Origin of the sequence: Vibrio atypicus, from assembly GCF_009811315.1 — a bacterium.
GTDB lineage: Bacteria > Pseudomonadota > Gammaproteobacteria > Enterobacterales > Vibrionaceae > Vibrio > Vibrio atypicus.
The window spans coordinates 76,270-91,226 of the sequence record NZ_BLID01000001.1 but is presented as its reverse complement, the minus strand read 5'-3'; the positions used below and the strand labels follow the sequence as shown (position 1 = coordinate 91,226).

Annotated in this window: 13 protein-coding genes; 6 read left to right on the top strand and 7 right to left on the bottom strand. The window is 44.0% G+C overall.

Annotation, left to right across the window (positions count from 1 at the left end; all coding sequences use genetic code 11):
- The first annotated feature begins 349 nt into the window (after positions 1-349).
- Positions 350-739, top strand: coding sequence for a DUF6559 family protein (locus tag GVO60_RS00395; protein ID WP_159650527.1), 390 nt, complete (start codon positions 350-352; stop codon positions 737-739).
- Between the two features lie 47 nt (positions 740-786).
- On the opposite strand, the gene GVO60_RS00390 is transcribed toward GVO60_RS00395, so the two are convergent.
- Positions 787-2,382 carry a BCCT family transporter gene (locus GVO60_RS00390; RefSeq protein WP_159650525.1) on the bottom strand — a complete coding sequence of 532 codons (1,596 nt, stop codon included), beginning with the start codon at positions 2,380-2,382 and terminating at the stop codon, positions 787-789.
- Between the two features lie 164 nt (positions 2,383-2,546).
- Complete coding sequence (locus GVO60_RS00385) at positions 2,547-5,021, bottom strand: bifunctional diguanylate cyclase/phosphodiesterase (RefSeq protein ID WP_159650523.1); 2,475 nt, start codon at positions 5,019-5,021, stop codon at positions 2,547-2,549.
- Positions 5,022-5,206: 185 nt separating this feature from the next.
- Here GVO60_RS00385 and GVO60_RS00380 point away from each other — a divergent pair, with 185 nt between their 5' ends.
- The gene (locus GVO60_RS00380) at positions 5,207-6,139 is read left to right on the top strand and encodes an endonuclease/exonuclease/phosphatase family protein (protein WP_159650521.1); all 933 of its coding nucleotides are present in this window, start codon (positions 5,207-5,209) and stop codon (positions 6,137-6,139) included.
- Positions 6,140-6,196: 57 nt separating this feature from the next.
- On the opposite strand, the gene GVO60_RS00375 is transcribed toward GVO60_RS00380, so the two are convergent.
- A complete protein-coding gene (locus GVO60_RS00375) occupies positions 6,197-6,568 on the bottom strand; it encodes a cystatin domain-containing protein (protein ID WP_159650519.1) in 372 nt (123 codons plus the stop codon).
- 181 nt (positions 6,569-6,749) lie between these two features.
- A complete protein-coding gene (locus GVO60_RS00370) occupies positions 6,750-7,082 on the bottom strand; it encodes a DUF3316 domain-containing protein (RefSeq protein WP_159650517.1) in 333 nt (110 codons plus the stop codon).
- 391 nt (positions 7,083-7,473) lie between these two features.
- Between GVO60_RS00370 and GVO60_RS00365 the strand changes: the two genes are divergently transcribed.
- The 3 genes from GVO60_RS00365 to GVO60_RS00355 all read left to right on the top strand — a co-directional run bounded on the left by GVO60_RS00365 (position 7,474) and on the right by GVO60_RS00355 (position 9,504).
- Positions 7,474-8,304: a DUF6279 family lipoprotein gene (locus GVO60_RS00365; RefSeq protein ID WP_159650515.1), complete on the top strand. Its 831-nt coding sequence runs from the start codon at positions 7,474-7,476 to the stop codon at positions 8,302-8,304.
- A 91-nt stretch (positions 8,305-8,395) separates the two neighbouring features.
- Positions 8,396-9,157, top strand: a complete 762-nt coding sequence (locus GVO60_RS00360; RefSeq protein ID WP_159650513.1) for a sulfite exporter TauE/SafE family protein — start codon at positions 8,396-8,398, stop codon at positions 9,155-9,157.
- Between the two features lie 155 nt (positions 9,158-9,312).
- Positions 9,313-9,504 (top strand): hypothetical protein, encoded by a 192-nt coding sequence (locus tag GVO60_RS00355; RefSeq protein ID WP_159650512.1) that lies wholly within the window; start codon positions 9,313-9,315, stop codon positions 9,502-9,504.
- A 64-nt stretch (positions 9,505-9,568) separates the two neighbouring features.
- Here GVO60_RS00355 and exaC read toward each other — a convergent pair whose 3' ends face one another.
- The gene (exaC, locus tag GVO60_RS00350; RefSeq protein WP_159650510.1) at positions 9,569-11,089 is read right to left on the bottom strand and encodes an acetaldehyde dehydrogenase ExaC; all 1,521 of its coding nucleotides are present in this window, start codon (positions 11,087-11,089) and stop codon (positions 9,569-9,571) included.
- Between the two features lie 245 nt (positions 11,090-11,334).
- Between exaC and GVO60_RS00345 the strand changes: the two genes are divergently transcribed.
- Entirely contained in the window at positions 11,335-13,098 is a 1,764-nt protein-coding gene (locus GVO60_RS00345) for a sigma-54-dependent Fis family transcriptional regulator (protein WP_159650508.1), read from the top strand.
- Between the two features lie 51 nt (positions 13,099-13,149).
- Here GVO60_RS00345 and GVO60_RS22375 read toward each other — a convergent pair whose 3' ends face one another.
- The gene (locus GVO60_RS22375; RefSeq protein WP_167522319.1) at positions 13,150-13,293 is read right to left on the bottom strand and encodes a hypothetical protein; all 144 of its coding nucleotides are present in this window, start codon (positions 13,291-13,293) and stop codon (positions 13,150-13,152) included.
- A 198-nt stretch (positions 13,294-13,491) separates the two neighbouring features.
- The gene (gene gnd, locus GVO60_RS00340; RefSeq protein WP_159650506.1) at positions 13,492-14,940 is read right to left on the bottom strand and encodes a decarboxylating NADP(+)-dependent phosphogluconate dehydrogenase; all 1,449 of its coding nucleotides are present in this window, start codon (positions 14,938-14,940) and stop codon (positions 13,492-13,494) included.
- Positions 14,941-14,957 lie beyond the last annotated feature (17 nt).

Genomic DNA, 14,957 nt, shown 5'->3' with positions numbered 1-14,957 from the left:
ATGGAAAGGGAGAAATCACTGAAATAGAGAGAAAAATACCCGCAAGGCAGTCAAAATCTTGCGGGCTAAAAGGGCAACAATTTTGCAATTGTTTATTTGGAGATTGTTGGCTAAATATCCATATTCAAACTGTTACAAAGCGTCTGCACTTTTTAGCATATCTTTATGTCAGTGTAACCAATGCCCATTAAAGTAACACTTTAGTCACGATTGGTTAAACGGTAAAAACGCAAAGATAACTTTCATAAATGGAAAGTTCGGGCTACATAAAAATGAGTTCTGTTTTAGTGGTTGAAGTACAAAGGTTTAGCATGCTAAAACTGCGACAATCGCTTATTAGGAGTTCAAAATGCCAATTTTTAGGTCTTTCTTTAAACGCCGTATCTTACGTAAAACCATTGAGAAGATGGTCCCCGCGTTGGTTCAAGGTTATGGCTCTCGTGACTTTTATACTAGCGGTCAGGTTTTGCAAACTGCACGTTCAGTTCAAGCTTCTAAGCGTTATTTTCATTACAACCTGGCACTTTTTTGTAATCAGTTAGATGAGGACGCACAAAGACGTTTTAATATGACTCAATCAGAGCTTGAAAAACTGCGTTTGGAGCTCGCCAAGAAGATTTTTTCATGTACGGAATACACAGCGATGGACGTATTATCGTTAGGTCAGTCAAGTTCGTGGAAGGGTGGAGCGAACGATGACAATCTATCCAACCATTACGGCATGAACAGTCGATATTAACCGGATAAAAATAAAAGAGCCTTCTCATCATGAGAAGGCTCTTCGCTTTATACTAGGCCTTGTTGCTTTGCCATTTGGTTGGCGATTTGCGGCGCTTTCCAGATGCTTGGTAATAAAATGAGCGATACTGGCACTGCGGTGATCACAATAAAGGATTGCAGCGCTGTTATGCCACCAGACCCCATAGATATCAGCGCAATCGCAACGACACCCATCATAACGCCCCAGAAACTGCGCATGGCAGCATTTGGCTCCGTTGTACCAGAAATAACGACACTAATGGTGTAGGTCATTGAATCACCTGTAGTGACAATGAACGTGGTGGTCAGCACCAAAAACAGAACCGAAACGATCATAGGGAAAGGCAGTTCTGCGGTAATCGCAAGTAAAACAGCAGGAAGGTTAAAGCCTTCAAAGGCTCCTGAGATCAAGCCTGGGTTTTCCAGTTCAAAAGCTAAGCCGCTACCACCCACTATGCTAAACCAAAAACAGGTAATAAGAGGTGCAGCAATACTGATTGAAAGCACAAGTTGGCGAATGGTACGTCCACGAGAAATTCGAGCAATGAAAATTGCCATCATTGGGCCGTAGCCGATAAACCATCCCCAGAAAAACACGGTCCACCAATCTAACCAACCCGTATCGCCTCGGTAAAGGGCCATTGGGAAGAAGTTGTCTACCATGCGGCCGACACCCTGAACGTAGCCATCGACAATAAAGCTGGTAGGGCCAAAAATAAGAATGTAACCGATCAAAGCAACAGAGAGGATGATGTTATAGCGGCTAACAATTTGAATGCCTTTACTTACCCCACTTAATGCAGAAATGGTGTACATCGCGATAGCAAAAAGAATAACCAGCATTTGAGTTGTGAAACCATCACTTAAACCGAAAAGCTCGTTGAGCGCATAGCTGATTTGAAGGCCTAAGAAACCTATTGGCCCAATGGTTCCTGCTGCAACTGCAATAACACTGCATGCATCGGCGATATGTCCGACCCAGCCGTGAATTCTGTTACCAAAGATTGGATAAAGCAAAGTGCGAGGTTTAAGAGGTAGGCCTTTGTCATAGTGAAGATGCATCAAAACGATAGAAGACAAACAGCCTAAGATAGCCCAAGCAAGAAAACCCCAATGCATAAATGATTGTGATAATGCATTGATCGCCGCCGCGCGTGCTGTCGTTGCTTCTCCATAAAGTGGCGGAGAGGAAACAAAGTGAGCGATTGGCTCGGCGGCAGCCCAAAATACCCCGCCACCAGCAAGTAGCGTACAAAGTACAATTGATAGCCATTTAAAGGTATCGATATCGGGTTTTGGTAGAGCGCCAAGTTTTACGTAGCCAGTTCGGCCAAAGGCTAGGAATAGTCCGATTAGGAAATTAACCAACAGTAGGACTTGCCAAAAGGCGCCAAAGTATTGGGTTGAAAAAGCAAAGCCGCTGTTTACCCATTGGGAAAGCTGTTGAGTGTTGGTAAGAGCAAGGAATACAAAGCCAAGTAAGAAAGTGCCACTTAGCCAAAATACTGGATTGTTGAGTTCAAGTTTACCGAATAGATTCGAAGGTTTAGTAGTCGCTTTTTCTGCAGTATCAACGGACTCGTGATTGTGAATACCGTCAACTGACTGCGCTAGATTAGACATTAAAAAGTTCGCTATTTCGTGGTCTGTTCGTTTCCAAACAAACCTATGCATTTCCCCCACTCCGTTTCATAAGAATTGTGAGGTACGTCAAAAAGCGGCTGATGATAGCATAATTGTTAACAAATGCGCAGGTTTTTACAAATGAGCAAGTTTGTCGTTTCTATTTAGTCTGCCTTAGCGTACTTATCTGCGAGCACTTCTGCTGAGATCGGACGTTCAAGTAAGTAGCCTTGCAATATGTCACAACCATATTGGATCAACACATCTTGCTGTGCTTTTGTCTCTACGCCTTCAGCGACAACGCGCATGTCAGCTGACCGAGCGATCGCAATAATCGCTTTGACGAGGGAGTCGCTTTGTTCTGAATTGAGCATCTTGTCGATGAAAGTACGATCGATTTTTAGCTCGTCTAAATTCAGGTTACTTAGGTAGCTCAATGAGGAATAGCCAGTACCGAAATCATCAAGTGACATGGTAAAGCCCAACTCTTTCAATTCAGAGATAATTGGCGTGACCTTAAGAAGATCTGTGATCAGGACATTCTCGGTGATTTCAAGAGTGATGCGTTGATTGGAAAGCCCATATTGCTTAACGATAGAAAGAAGTGAGGGGACAAACTGATCATTCATTAACTGCATTGGTGAAATGTTGATAGACAGTGCCGTGTTACCACTAGGAAATAGCTGACTAAATTCTTCACACGCACGATCAAGAACGAATTCGCCAAGTTGGTTGATTAAGCCAATTTCTTCAGCGAGAGAAATAAACTCGAGTGGAGACACGTGACCAAGTTGGGGGTTGTGCCATCTCAATAAGCTCTCAACGCCATAAAGTTCTCCGTTTTGAGCATTGATCTGAGGTTGGTAGACAACAGATAGCTCGCCACGTTCAATCGCTCCACGCAGCTCTCGCTCAAGCAGAAAGTCATATTGCACTTGCTGGTTGATGGTACTGTCGAAAAACAGCACATCGCCTTTTTGTCTCGCTTTTGATTTATAGAGAACAATATCTGCTTTGGAGATCAAGTCTTCAGGATCGTCGCCGTCTGTTGGGTACATAGAAACGCCAATCGAGCAGCTGGCAAATAGAACCTTATTATCAATGACAAATTGCTGTTTGAAGACATTCTTAATCAACTCTACCTTGCTTTCTGTTTCTGCAAGATTATTCAAACATGGGAAACAGAAAATAAACTCATCGCCACCGAATCGCGCGACAAATTCGTGAGGCTGGAGGAATGACTCAAATTTCTTACCAATTTCACTGAGTAGGCGATCGCCAGCGCTGTGGCCATATAAGTCATTCACTTTTTTGAAATCATCTAAATCGACAAACATAACGGCTAGTTGCTGACAATTTTGGTTGGAGATTGCGATACTGCTAGCAATATGTTCATGCAGACGCGCGCGGTTTGGCAACCCGGTCAGATCGTCGTGCAATGCCATGTGTTCAAGCTTGTCTTTGGTTTCTTGCAGCTGATTGAAATCGTTGTTGATGCGGCTTTGAAACAACTCAAAGCGCTTGGTGATCAATCGACTTAGCATTAAAGAAAATAACGCGACTATCAGCGTAGTAATGACGCCTATCGTGATCATCTGGCTTACAGTATGTCGCTGTTCTAATTCCAACTGTTGTTGACGTTTAGCTAAGAATTGTTGGCGAGTTTCCTCATAGACACCAGATCCAATGCGCCATCCCCAAGAAGGCTCTTTAATGATATAGCTTTGTTTTTGAGGATTAGTAATGCCTGCGGGTAGATAATAAGAGGTATGTTCGACAAATTGACCATCACTATTCATTATCTCAATGACACCGTCGATGTTTGGCTGAGTTCCCAGTCGCAGTGCGTTTTGACTAATCAAGGTTGGATCTATATGGGATAAGACTTTACCTTGAGCATCAAGGACGAAGACGTAACCAAATTGACCAAACCTTAAATTTCTAATCCAAGCCAATACGGTTTTTTTAATGTCGTCTTCGACATCGACAACATAGTCGCCAGTACCGATAAACCAATCATAAGGTTCAAAGTATTTACCAAAGCCAATTTTTTCAAATTCTTTGTTTTTGTTGTCGGGTTTTACGAACCACCATCGATAAAACGCTTCACCCTTTTCTTTGACTTGCTCACCCATCTCGCGAACGATGTAGCTACCTCGAACATCTTTAAAGTCCCACAATGATGTCCCTTCCACTCGCGGAAGAAGCGGGTGCATGACGTTTAAGCCTTCTGTCTTGTAGATAAAAAAGTAGCCTCGACCATTATTAAATCGGATGTCGCGTAGAGCATCAGTAATAAGGCGAGTGACTTCCGGCTCCGGAAGATGTTTGTTGCTTTCATATAACCTGGTGGCAATGGAGTGCGCTTCGTAGATTCGCTCTTGGATGGTTTGTTCTAATTGCTCTTCTGTTCGTTCACGGGCGTATTTTACCTGATCAGCGACGTATTCAACTTGCTTCGTCAACACCGTATTTTGTCGTTGTTGATAGTCTAACTTAAGCGCTTCTAGCTTTTCTTCCGAACTGAGCAAGATGTCTGTTATGGCTAAGGTGAGCCACAATAAAGTAAAAAAGCCAACGATAGTGGCAGGCGCATAGGTTATTAGCTTGATGAGCTTTTTGTCGGTGATCTCAGCCATAAGGCGTTTTGTGTTCCCTTTTATTAACAGCAGCTTAATGATAGCAAAAGTATTACAAATTGTTTCAATGATTGTTGGTGATGTGAGCTCAGTATTGATTGAGTCATCAAATAGCAGAGGGATAATAGCGCACAATAGTGAGATTATCGTTCATACTTTAGTCAGTTAATTGGGTGGAAAATGCTGTGCAACGATTATTGCTCTGGTTCATTGTTTGCTTGCCTACGATTATTTGGATAGGTCTCACATTCTATGAAGTAACTTGGTGGGTAGAAAACATTGTTGCATACCCGAGCCTGTTTTTACTGACGTATTGTTTGATTGCTCTGACGTTTAGCGTATGGAAAAAATGGACTCTAGTAATAACGAGTGTTCTATTTTCAGTAGCCTACTGGTTGTTAACGCCTGTGACATCAAAACTTGTTTCATCAGAATGTGCAAATTCAGTGATGGTGGCCCAGTTCAATATGTTCTATGAAAATGAAGACATTAACCAAACGCTGAGTTACCTGCACAACAGCACTTTTGACTTGGTTGTGTTGCAAGAAGTCTCGCCACCTGTGGGGGAGAAACTTAAAGTGTTAAGCGATATATATCCTTATCAATATGGAGGGCAAGAGGGAGTTGGCTTTCCATCAGGGCAGATGATTCTAAGTCGATCTGAGCTTAGGAATATGTCCGTGTTTTATTCGCCAGATCAGCAAGCGATCATTCGCGGGGTTTGGCACCCGACTAAACAGCAAGCGTTCGTGTTGATTACTGCCCATCCACCGTCTCCGCGAAGCAAAGCGCTTTGGCATCGTCGCAATACACTTATTCACACGATAGAAACGTTAATAGAGCAATATCCATCCGATGAGACCATCATTATCGGTGATTTCAATCTGTCTTCAGTCAGTTTGCGCTTTGCCAATTTGTTTCCCAGTTTTCAAACTACTCCAGTCGCGAGTTGGCCTAATTGGGCCGAACGCATAACCACACCGCCTCAATCTATGATTGCGATCGATCATTTGTGGTTGAAGTCTGCCGAGCAGGGGAGAAGGATCTGTAGAAGGTGGAGCAGTGATGAACCTAGGGGCTCAGACCATAAATTGGTTGCGACAGTGTTGGGTTATTGATGCTTGATAGCACAGAGTAAGAGAAAGCCCATAGTTGGGGCTTTCTCATGGAACTCACTAAGGGCAAAGCGGACCTTGCTGCGCCACTTGCTCAATCATGTAATCGTCACGCAGGTTTCGGTACACAACGGTATGCCAAACTTCACCATTTTCTAGCGTGAATTCAATCGCGTAATTCGTGCCATTGACTATTTGAGTTCTAACTTCGTTGATTTGCTTTAATTTAGAAGCGGTATTCATCTGAGCAAGAACATTATCTAGCGCTTTTTCGACGCCAGGAGTTACGTCGGATACACTCCAACCACCTGGCATTGTTTTGGTGCTGCACATCGGATTCGACGGGCTGATCTGTTTTTGAGGCTCTGTTTGTTTTGCGCATCCAGTCAGTACCATCACTGAAAGAACTGACGCTGCTAAGATTGTTTTCATTTGTCTACCTAATCAATGTGATGCATAAATGGTTTCAATAAAGGTAGCATCAACTGTGGTGCACAGAAAGCTGAATTACAATAGAGTCCTAATACAAAGAATGTGTTAGCAAAGAGTCAGAAGTGAGCAATTAAAAAAGCCGCCTGGGTGAAAGGCGGCAAAAGGCAGGGGTGAAGGATTCTTAGTCGCGATATTTGTACTGATAATCCACATCAACGATGGCTTTGTACTGTAGCTGGCCTTGACTATTGCCATACTCGCCGACAACGACATTCATATCTGTAACTTCAATACTTGGATTAATGACATTTTGGTTTCCTGTCACTAATTTATATTTAAGTTCCTCTTGAGGCATGGTTTTAAATTCTTCCATAAGGGTCATTCCTGCTTCGTACGCTTGCTGCTTCGTCGCGTAGCTTTCAGTTTCGAAGGTACGATTTGACATTGTGGTTTGTATTGCCGCAAAAACTGATGTGCTCATGACTAATGATGCTAATAGGATAATTTTCTTCATAGTGGTCTCTCCTTTTGGCTAACCGTTGAGAACCATACTATCTACACTTACGTAAAGGGTCAGTCAGGCTGTGTAAGGTTATTCCTAGTTTTGGTAAGGGATTCGTTGACATTTGTTACAACTCTTTAGCAGGGTGTTGACATTGGTTGTTTAAGTCATGTGCTTGTTAGCGGAAATTGATTGCCGCGACAGTGAGCTGTTTAAGGCATACTTCGCCAACTTGATTTGTTACGAGTTTGTCAGAAAAACCACAGCTTTAGAGTGAGTTAAAGAAATAAGACAATGAAGCTCGACGAGTGGTATTGAATTTGCTTGAGTGAGGTAGGAAGTGCCTACGCTTCTATTCAATAAGTCTAATCTGTGCGCCGCGGTGGGTTTACAGGAATGAATGATGAAAAAATGGATTATTTTTGCTGCGATAGGGGTTCTGCTGTCTGGATGTAGCACCAAGTTTGTTTATAACAATATGGATTGGCTGTTCATCGAATACCTCGAAGATTATGTCGAACTCAACGATGAACAAGAGGAGCTAGTCAGTGACAAAATTATGTTGCTGAGTGAGTGGCACCGTAAAGAAGAGATTCCAAACTATATAGAGCATCTAGATGAACTTATCGATCTAGATCTGAGGGCATTTACAATCGAGGACTTAGAGCGTCAGGAGTCTAAGTTTCAAAGCCACAGTGATAGGTTGATACAGCGAGTTGCTCCTGAGTTATTTGAACTGGCACAACAGCTGACCGATTCGCAAGTCGAAGAGCTGATGAACAATATTCGAGTTAGGCACACCAAATACAAGAAGAAACATCAAAAGCTATCAGAGCGAGAATCAAGACGTAATTATGCAGAGAAAATTGCAGAGAATGTTGATGATTGGTTAGGTAGTGTGACAAAGGAGCAAAAGCAACTGATTAAGCTTTGGAGCCAAGAGTTATCGGTGACTTCCTTGGATTGGATTCAACACCAAACTAAAATGAGAGTTGAGATGAACTCTCTATTCATGAAGCGTTTTGATATTGCTCGCTTTGAACCACACTTCGAGCAACTGATGTTTGACCCTACAAGCTATTACGCCCCCCAGTTAGAACAAAAGATAGATCACAACAGAAAGGTAGCGAATCAATACTTAGTGCAGATGATCAATTCGGCGACCGACAAGCAGACAGAGCACTATCGTGAAGAGCTGCAAGATTGGAAGAGTATTGCGCTTGATATTCAATAAGGTTCGGCTTTAACGACTACTTTTGGTGAAAGTTTACTCAAGGAATCCAGTCAGTTACATTGTCAGTAACATTTATTGACGACGTTAGATTATGGAATGGATTCTACTATTTGTAGCAGGAGTGCTAGGCGGGGTATTAAATAGCGTCGCTGGTGGGGGTAGCTTTATTACTTTCCCGGCGTTGCTTTTTGTTGGAGTTCCTCCGATAGCGGCCAACGCAACTAACACGTTTGCTGCATGTGCCGGCTACATTAGCGGAGCGTATGGCTTTAGAAAAGATATTGTACAAAGCACGGCTTCTTTGATTTCTCTTGTGTGCTTGAGTCTTCTTGGCGGCGCTCTCGGTGCATTGTTGCTGCTCAGTGTGGATGAATCTCTTTTCTTAGAAGCGATTCCTTGGCTACTATTGTTCGCTACTCTGCTGTTTGTATTTGGTCAACATATCAACCGATTGTTTGCGCAGTTGGCATCTCGTTCGACAATTCATCCTTTTTGGGGCGTTGCTTCATTAGCACTGTGTTTAGTTTGTGTCTCTGCTTATGGCGGCTTTTTCAATGCTGGCTTGGGCGTCATTGTTCTGAGTTACTTAGTATTAGCGGGCTACAGTGACATTAATCAGATGAACGGCCTTAAACTTTTGGTCTCATCTTGCGTCTCTATTATAGCGATTGCAATATTTATAGTGGACGGGTCGATTGATTGGAGTAGAGGTATTGTGGTGATGCTCGGTACCCTTGCAGGGGGGTATGTGGCCGCTCGAATTTCGAGAAATATTCCTCAAATTTATATACGGGGCTTTGTCTCTACATCCAGCGCCTTTATGACGATATACTTTTTCTTTGACGTGTACTGACAACCCTAATATTTCGGTTATTCGCGCTTATGATAGAAGTCACATGACTAGATATTTTGAGGTAATTTTAGGTTAATTTTTGTCCGTTATTGCAATAATCATCTTGTGAAAACAAGTGTTTAACGCCACCCAATTTTCTTTGGTTAGGGGGAAATATGGACAGAAAACTCGGACGGGTTATGTCAAGCAGCAGAATGGTAACATTCATTGCTTTTTTGACCGCGACATTTGCTTGGATTTTGAGTATGCCTGCACTGTTTAGTATCTCTGTGCTTGCTCTGATTTTTGGTGCTGTGCTGTATTTCTATGATAAGCGCAAGAGCGAGGCTCAGCCCAAACGCGTTTGATTGATATTAAAAAACAGAGAGTACAAATGTACTCTCTGTGACATGATGAAATCTATAAACGCAATTAGAAGAAGCCTAATGGGTTCACATCGTAGCTGATCAGCAGGTTTTTGGTGTTTTGGTAGTGATCGAGCATCATCTTATGTGTTTCACGACCAATACCTGATTTTTTATAGCCGCCAAATGCCGCATGAGCTGGGTAAGCATGGTAGCAGTTAATCCAGATACGGCCTGCTTCAATTTTACGCCCCATACGATACGCAAGGTTAGCGTCACGCGTCCAAACACCTGCACCTAAGCCATACTCAGTGTCATTGGCGATCTCCAGTGCTTCTGCCTCGTCTTTAAACTTGGTAATCGCAATAACAGGTCCAAAAATCTCTTCTTGGAATATGCGCATCTTATTGTGACCCTCAAGCAAGGTCGGTTGCACATAGTAACCCGATGATAATCCATCATTTTGCTGTGCGATATTGCCACCAAAGACAACGTTCGCACCCTCTTGTCGACCGATTTCTAAGTAGCTTAAGATTTTATCAAACTGCTCTTGCGATGCTTGAGCGCCAACTTGGGTGTCAGTATCGAGCGGGTTGCCCTGCGCAATGGTTTTTGCTCGCTCGGCAACTTTAGCAACAAACTTATCATAGATAGATTCGTGCACTAATACGCGTGAAGGGCAGGTACACACTTCGCCTTGGTTGAAAAAGGCGAGTAGGGTGCCTTCAATACATTTCTCTAGATACTCGTCCTCATGCTCGAAGATGTCTGGGAAATAGATGTTAGGTGACTTACCACCAAGCTCAACGGTAGAAGGGATCAGGCTATCGGCAGCACACTTCAGAATATGATTCCCGACTTCTGTCGAGCCCGTAAATGCTAGCTTGGCAATTCTGTCACTCGTTGCGAGGGCTTGTCCTGCTTCACTGCCGAAGCCGTTGACGATATTGATCACGCCTGCTGGGATAAGGTCGCCAATTTTCTCCATCAACAGTAGGATAGATGTCGGAGTTTGTTCTGCGGGTTTAAGCACGACACAACAACCAGCCGCTAAAGCAGGAGCGAGCTTCCAAGCCGCCATGAGCATTGGGAAGTTCCAAGGGATGATTTGACCGACGACACCAATCGGCTCCGGAAAGTGGTAGCTAGCGGTGTTAGCATCAAGCTCAGCGGCGCTACCTTCTTGCGCACGAATACAGCCCGCAAAGTAACGGAAATGGTCAACGACAAGTGGTAGATCTGCTGCGAGTGTTTCTCGAACGGGCTTACCGTTTTCCCATGTCTCTGCCACAGCAAGTTCTTCGAGATGCTCTTCAATACGGTCGGCAATTTTTAGAAGGATATTCGAGCGTTCGGTCACACTGGTTGCCGCCCATGTCGCTCTGACATTATGTGCAGCGTCAAGAGCCAGTGATATATCGGCTTCGCCTGAACGAGCTACCTGACAATAGGATTGCCCATTAATTGGTGAGATATTAGAAAAATACTCCCCTCCAACAGGTTTTACCCACTCGCCACCAATGTAGTTATCGTAGTGTGATTTAAAAGTGACTACAGAGTCCGGGCTGCCTGGTTGTGCGTAAATCATAAATATATCCTTATACGTTTCTCGTTGATTGCAGAGCATTCTTGGTTGTTCTGCATTTTTGTTTCAAACGGAATAACGCAAATCACAGACCAGATGTTAAAAACTTGTTGTATTTTCTTTGTGGCGCTAGAGTAATCAAAGCTTGTGCCGTGTGCCTTTGTAACTGTCTGGACTGTTTGAATTGTTAATAAATTGTTCATGTGTTCCAAAATGACACACTGGGAATGTTCAAAAGTGGAACAGATATGGAAATACAAAGTTTTCAACAAGGCGATTGGTTAAGCTCTTCGTGGGATAGAAGCAGCAATGCTGGCTTGAGAGAAGTTAAAAAGCCGGAAGATATTGTGCTTAGTGGTGCAATACTGCAGCAGCGTTGCTATGAATCGAAGCCTGTCATTGACGCCGTCAAAGAGTGCGCCTTGCCATTGTTCAATCAGGTATTGGCTCGTAGCGATAGTCGATTAATTCTCACTGATGCAGAAGGTGTGATCCTCGCCAGTTGGGGGCAAGATAGATTTCGTGAGCGTTTGACCTCGATTGCGTTACGATCCGGGTCATGCTGGTTAGAGAGACTTAAAGGAACCAACGCGATTGGTACTGCGCTGCATGAGAAGCGTGCTGTGAGCGTGATAGGTGAGCAACATTATATTAAGCACCATCGATTTATCAGTTGTTCCGCGAGCCCTTTGTTTGGACCAACGGGAGAGCTAGTCGGGATTTTAGATATCACTAGTGAGCAAAGTAAACACGATGTGATGGTTCAGTTGTTAGTACAGAACATGGTGCAGCTAGTAGAGAATCGATTATTAACTCAAATCCCAGAAGGCGCGTTGCAGATCGATCTTGCATTAGATTCTTCCGTTTTGTCTACGGGGTGGCAGGGAATTATTATCGCCAATGAAGGCGGGAAGGTCGTTGCACACAACCAGTTGGCCTCTCAGTTTATCCCTCATTCTGGTTTAGTTGGACTGTCCGTCGATGACGTGATCAAGCACGCCAAGCACGGAGAAGGCTTTATCTTCAAAACTCACGCATTGACTGGCAAGCCGTATAGCAAAAAAGTTGTGAGTAGTTCATGTGATCTGCATTTTGGCGATCACTCTATTGAGCAAGCATGGCAACAAGCTAATCGTGTGGTAGGTAAGGACATAAGTTTACTTATCCTCGGTGAAACAGGGGTCGGTAAGGGCGAGTTTGTTAAGGCGCTTCATCAAAACAGCGATCGTAAAAAGCAACCGCTAGTGACGGTTAATTGTGGTGCTTTGCCGAAAGATTTATTGGAATCAGAGCTCTTTGGTTATGCTCCGGGGGCCTTTACTGGCGCGAATAGTAAAGGGTATTTGGGCAGAATTCGCCAAGCAGATAAAGGTATTCTCTTTTTAGATGAGATTGGCGAAATGCCTCTTGAAGCTCAATGTCGCCTTCTTACTGTGCTGCAAGATAAAACCGTGATGCCTGTGGGTTCAACACAAACCCATCAAGTGGATATCCAGATTATTGCTGCCACTCATCAAGATTTAGCCAGCTTGGTGAAGCAAGGTCAGTTCCGTGAAGATCTCTACTATCGCTTAAATGGTCTGGTGATTAAACTGCCAGCACTGCGAGAGCGCCAAGATAAGCAAGCACTGTTTGCTGCGATTCATCAGAAGCATGGTGAGGAATCTCAGGTTCTTTCTACGGCGCTGCTCAATAGATTCGTTGAACACTCGTGGCCGGGTAATTTAAGAGAGCTCGATAACTTACTTAAAGTCGCTTCACTTATCGCTGGAGATGAGCCTGAGTTAAAGCTGGACCATATCCCAGAACACTTACTTGAGCCGCTGTTACGTCAAAGTATTGCTGACTCCGACTCTGTGGAGCCGACTCGGGATTTAAGAACGGCGGTCAATAGCACCTTAATGGATGTGTACCGAGAGCATGATGGCAATATCAGTAAAGTTTCTCGAGTACTCGGGGTGAGCCGAAATACGATATATAGAAAACTGAAAAAGCTTGGCATTTTGGGATAGGGTAGACTGAAAAAGTAAAGGAGTGCGATGCACTCCTTCATTTATTGAAACCTAGCCGATTAGTGCGCCTTGTTGCTGCGCCTGTTTTACTAAAGCCTGACGTTGAGTTTCCTTTTCTGTTACCACTTTATTGTCCTTTGAAGTGTTGTGTTCCTCAGCTTGTGGAACGAATACAAAGTACTTATTAATAGTCATCTCAAGAACCTCAATTAAGATTATTTAACCATCCAGGTTAGTTGTGTCACCGATTTCCGCCACAGGTGTGTACGGTTCCTTGTTTAGGTTTCAAAAAATAGAGGATGCTTATAAACTAAGCATCCTCCATATGCAACTTAATTATAGGATGAGTTAAGGGTATTACAAAATACCGTACTCATCCGTTTAAGTGTTTTCTTACACGTCGTAAGTCGTAGACGCTGTATCGCCGCCTGTACCAGTCCAGTTCGTGTGGAAGAATTCACCACGTGGACGGTCAGTACGCTCATAAGTGTGAGCACCGAAGTAGTCACGTTGAGCTTGCAGCAGGTTAGCTGGTAGGCGAGCAGTTGTGTAGCCATCTAGGAATGACAGTGCCGAGATAGTACAAGGCATTGGGATACCTGACTCTAGCGATTTAGCCGCCACTTTACGCCACGCTACTAGGCTGTTTTGTAGAATGCCTTTGAAGTAGTCATCTGAACCTAGGAATGCGATGTCTGGGTTCGCTTCGTACGCATCACGGATGTTACCTAGGAATGCGCTGCGGATGATACAGCCACCACGCCACATTAGCGCAACGTTACCGTAGTTTAGGTCCCAGCCGTTTTCGTTTGATGCTTCGCGCATTAGCATGAAGCCTTGAGCGTAAGAGATGATCTTAGAAGCTAGTAGAGCTTGACGAAGTGCATCAACCCACTCTTGCTTGTCGCCTTCAACTGGTGTGATTGTCTTGCCGAATAGAGACTCAGCTTCAACACGCTGGTCTTTAAGCGCTGATAGACAACGAGAGAATACCGACTCAGAGATAAGCGTTAGTGGAATACCTAGGTCTAGTGCGTTAATACCTGTCCATTTACCTGTGCCTTTTTGGCCAGCAGTGTCTAGGATTTTCTCTACTAGTGGCTCGCCATCTTCATCTTTGTAGCCAAGGATGTCAGCAGTGATCTCTACTAGGTAGCTGTCTAGTTCAGTCTTGTTCCAGTCAGCGAATACTGCTTGCATCTCGTCTGCAGACATACCTAGACCATCTTTCATGAACTGGTAAGCTTCTGTGATCAGCTGCATGTCACCGTATTCGATGCCGTTGTGTACCATTTTAACGAAGTGACCAGCACCATCGTTACCAACCCAGTCACAACATGGCTCGCCAGCGTCAGTTTTTGCAGAGATGCCTTGGAAGATAGGCTTAACCGCTTCCCAAGCTTCAGCAGAGCCACCAGGCATGATTGAAGGGCCGAAACGAGCGCCTTCTTCACCACCAGATACGCCAGTACCAATGAAGTGAATGCCTTTCTCACGTAGTGCAGCAACGCGACGGTTAGTGTCAGGGTAGTTAGTGTTACCACCATCGATGATGATGTCACCTTTATCTAGAAGTGGCGTTAGTGCTTCGATGAATTTATCAACAACTTCACCAGCACGAACCATTAGCATCACTTTACGTGGCGCTTCTAGCTTCTCAACCAGTTCTTCTAGAGAGTAAGCACCGACGATGTTTGTACCTTTCGCTGGGCCTTCTAGAAACTCGTCTACTTTCGCAGCAGTACGGTTGTGAGCAACCACTTTAAAACCGTGATCGTTCATGTTTAGGATAAGGTTTTGACCCATTACTGCTAGGCCAATTACACCGATATCACCTTTCATTGTTTCTCTCCAATTTT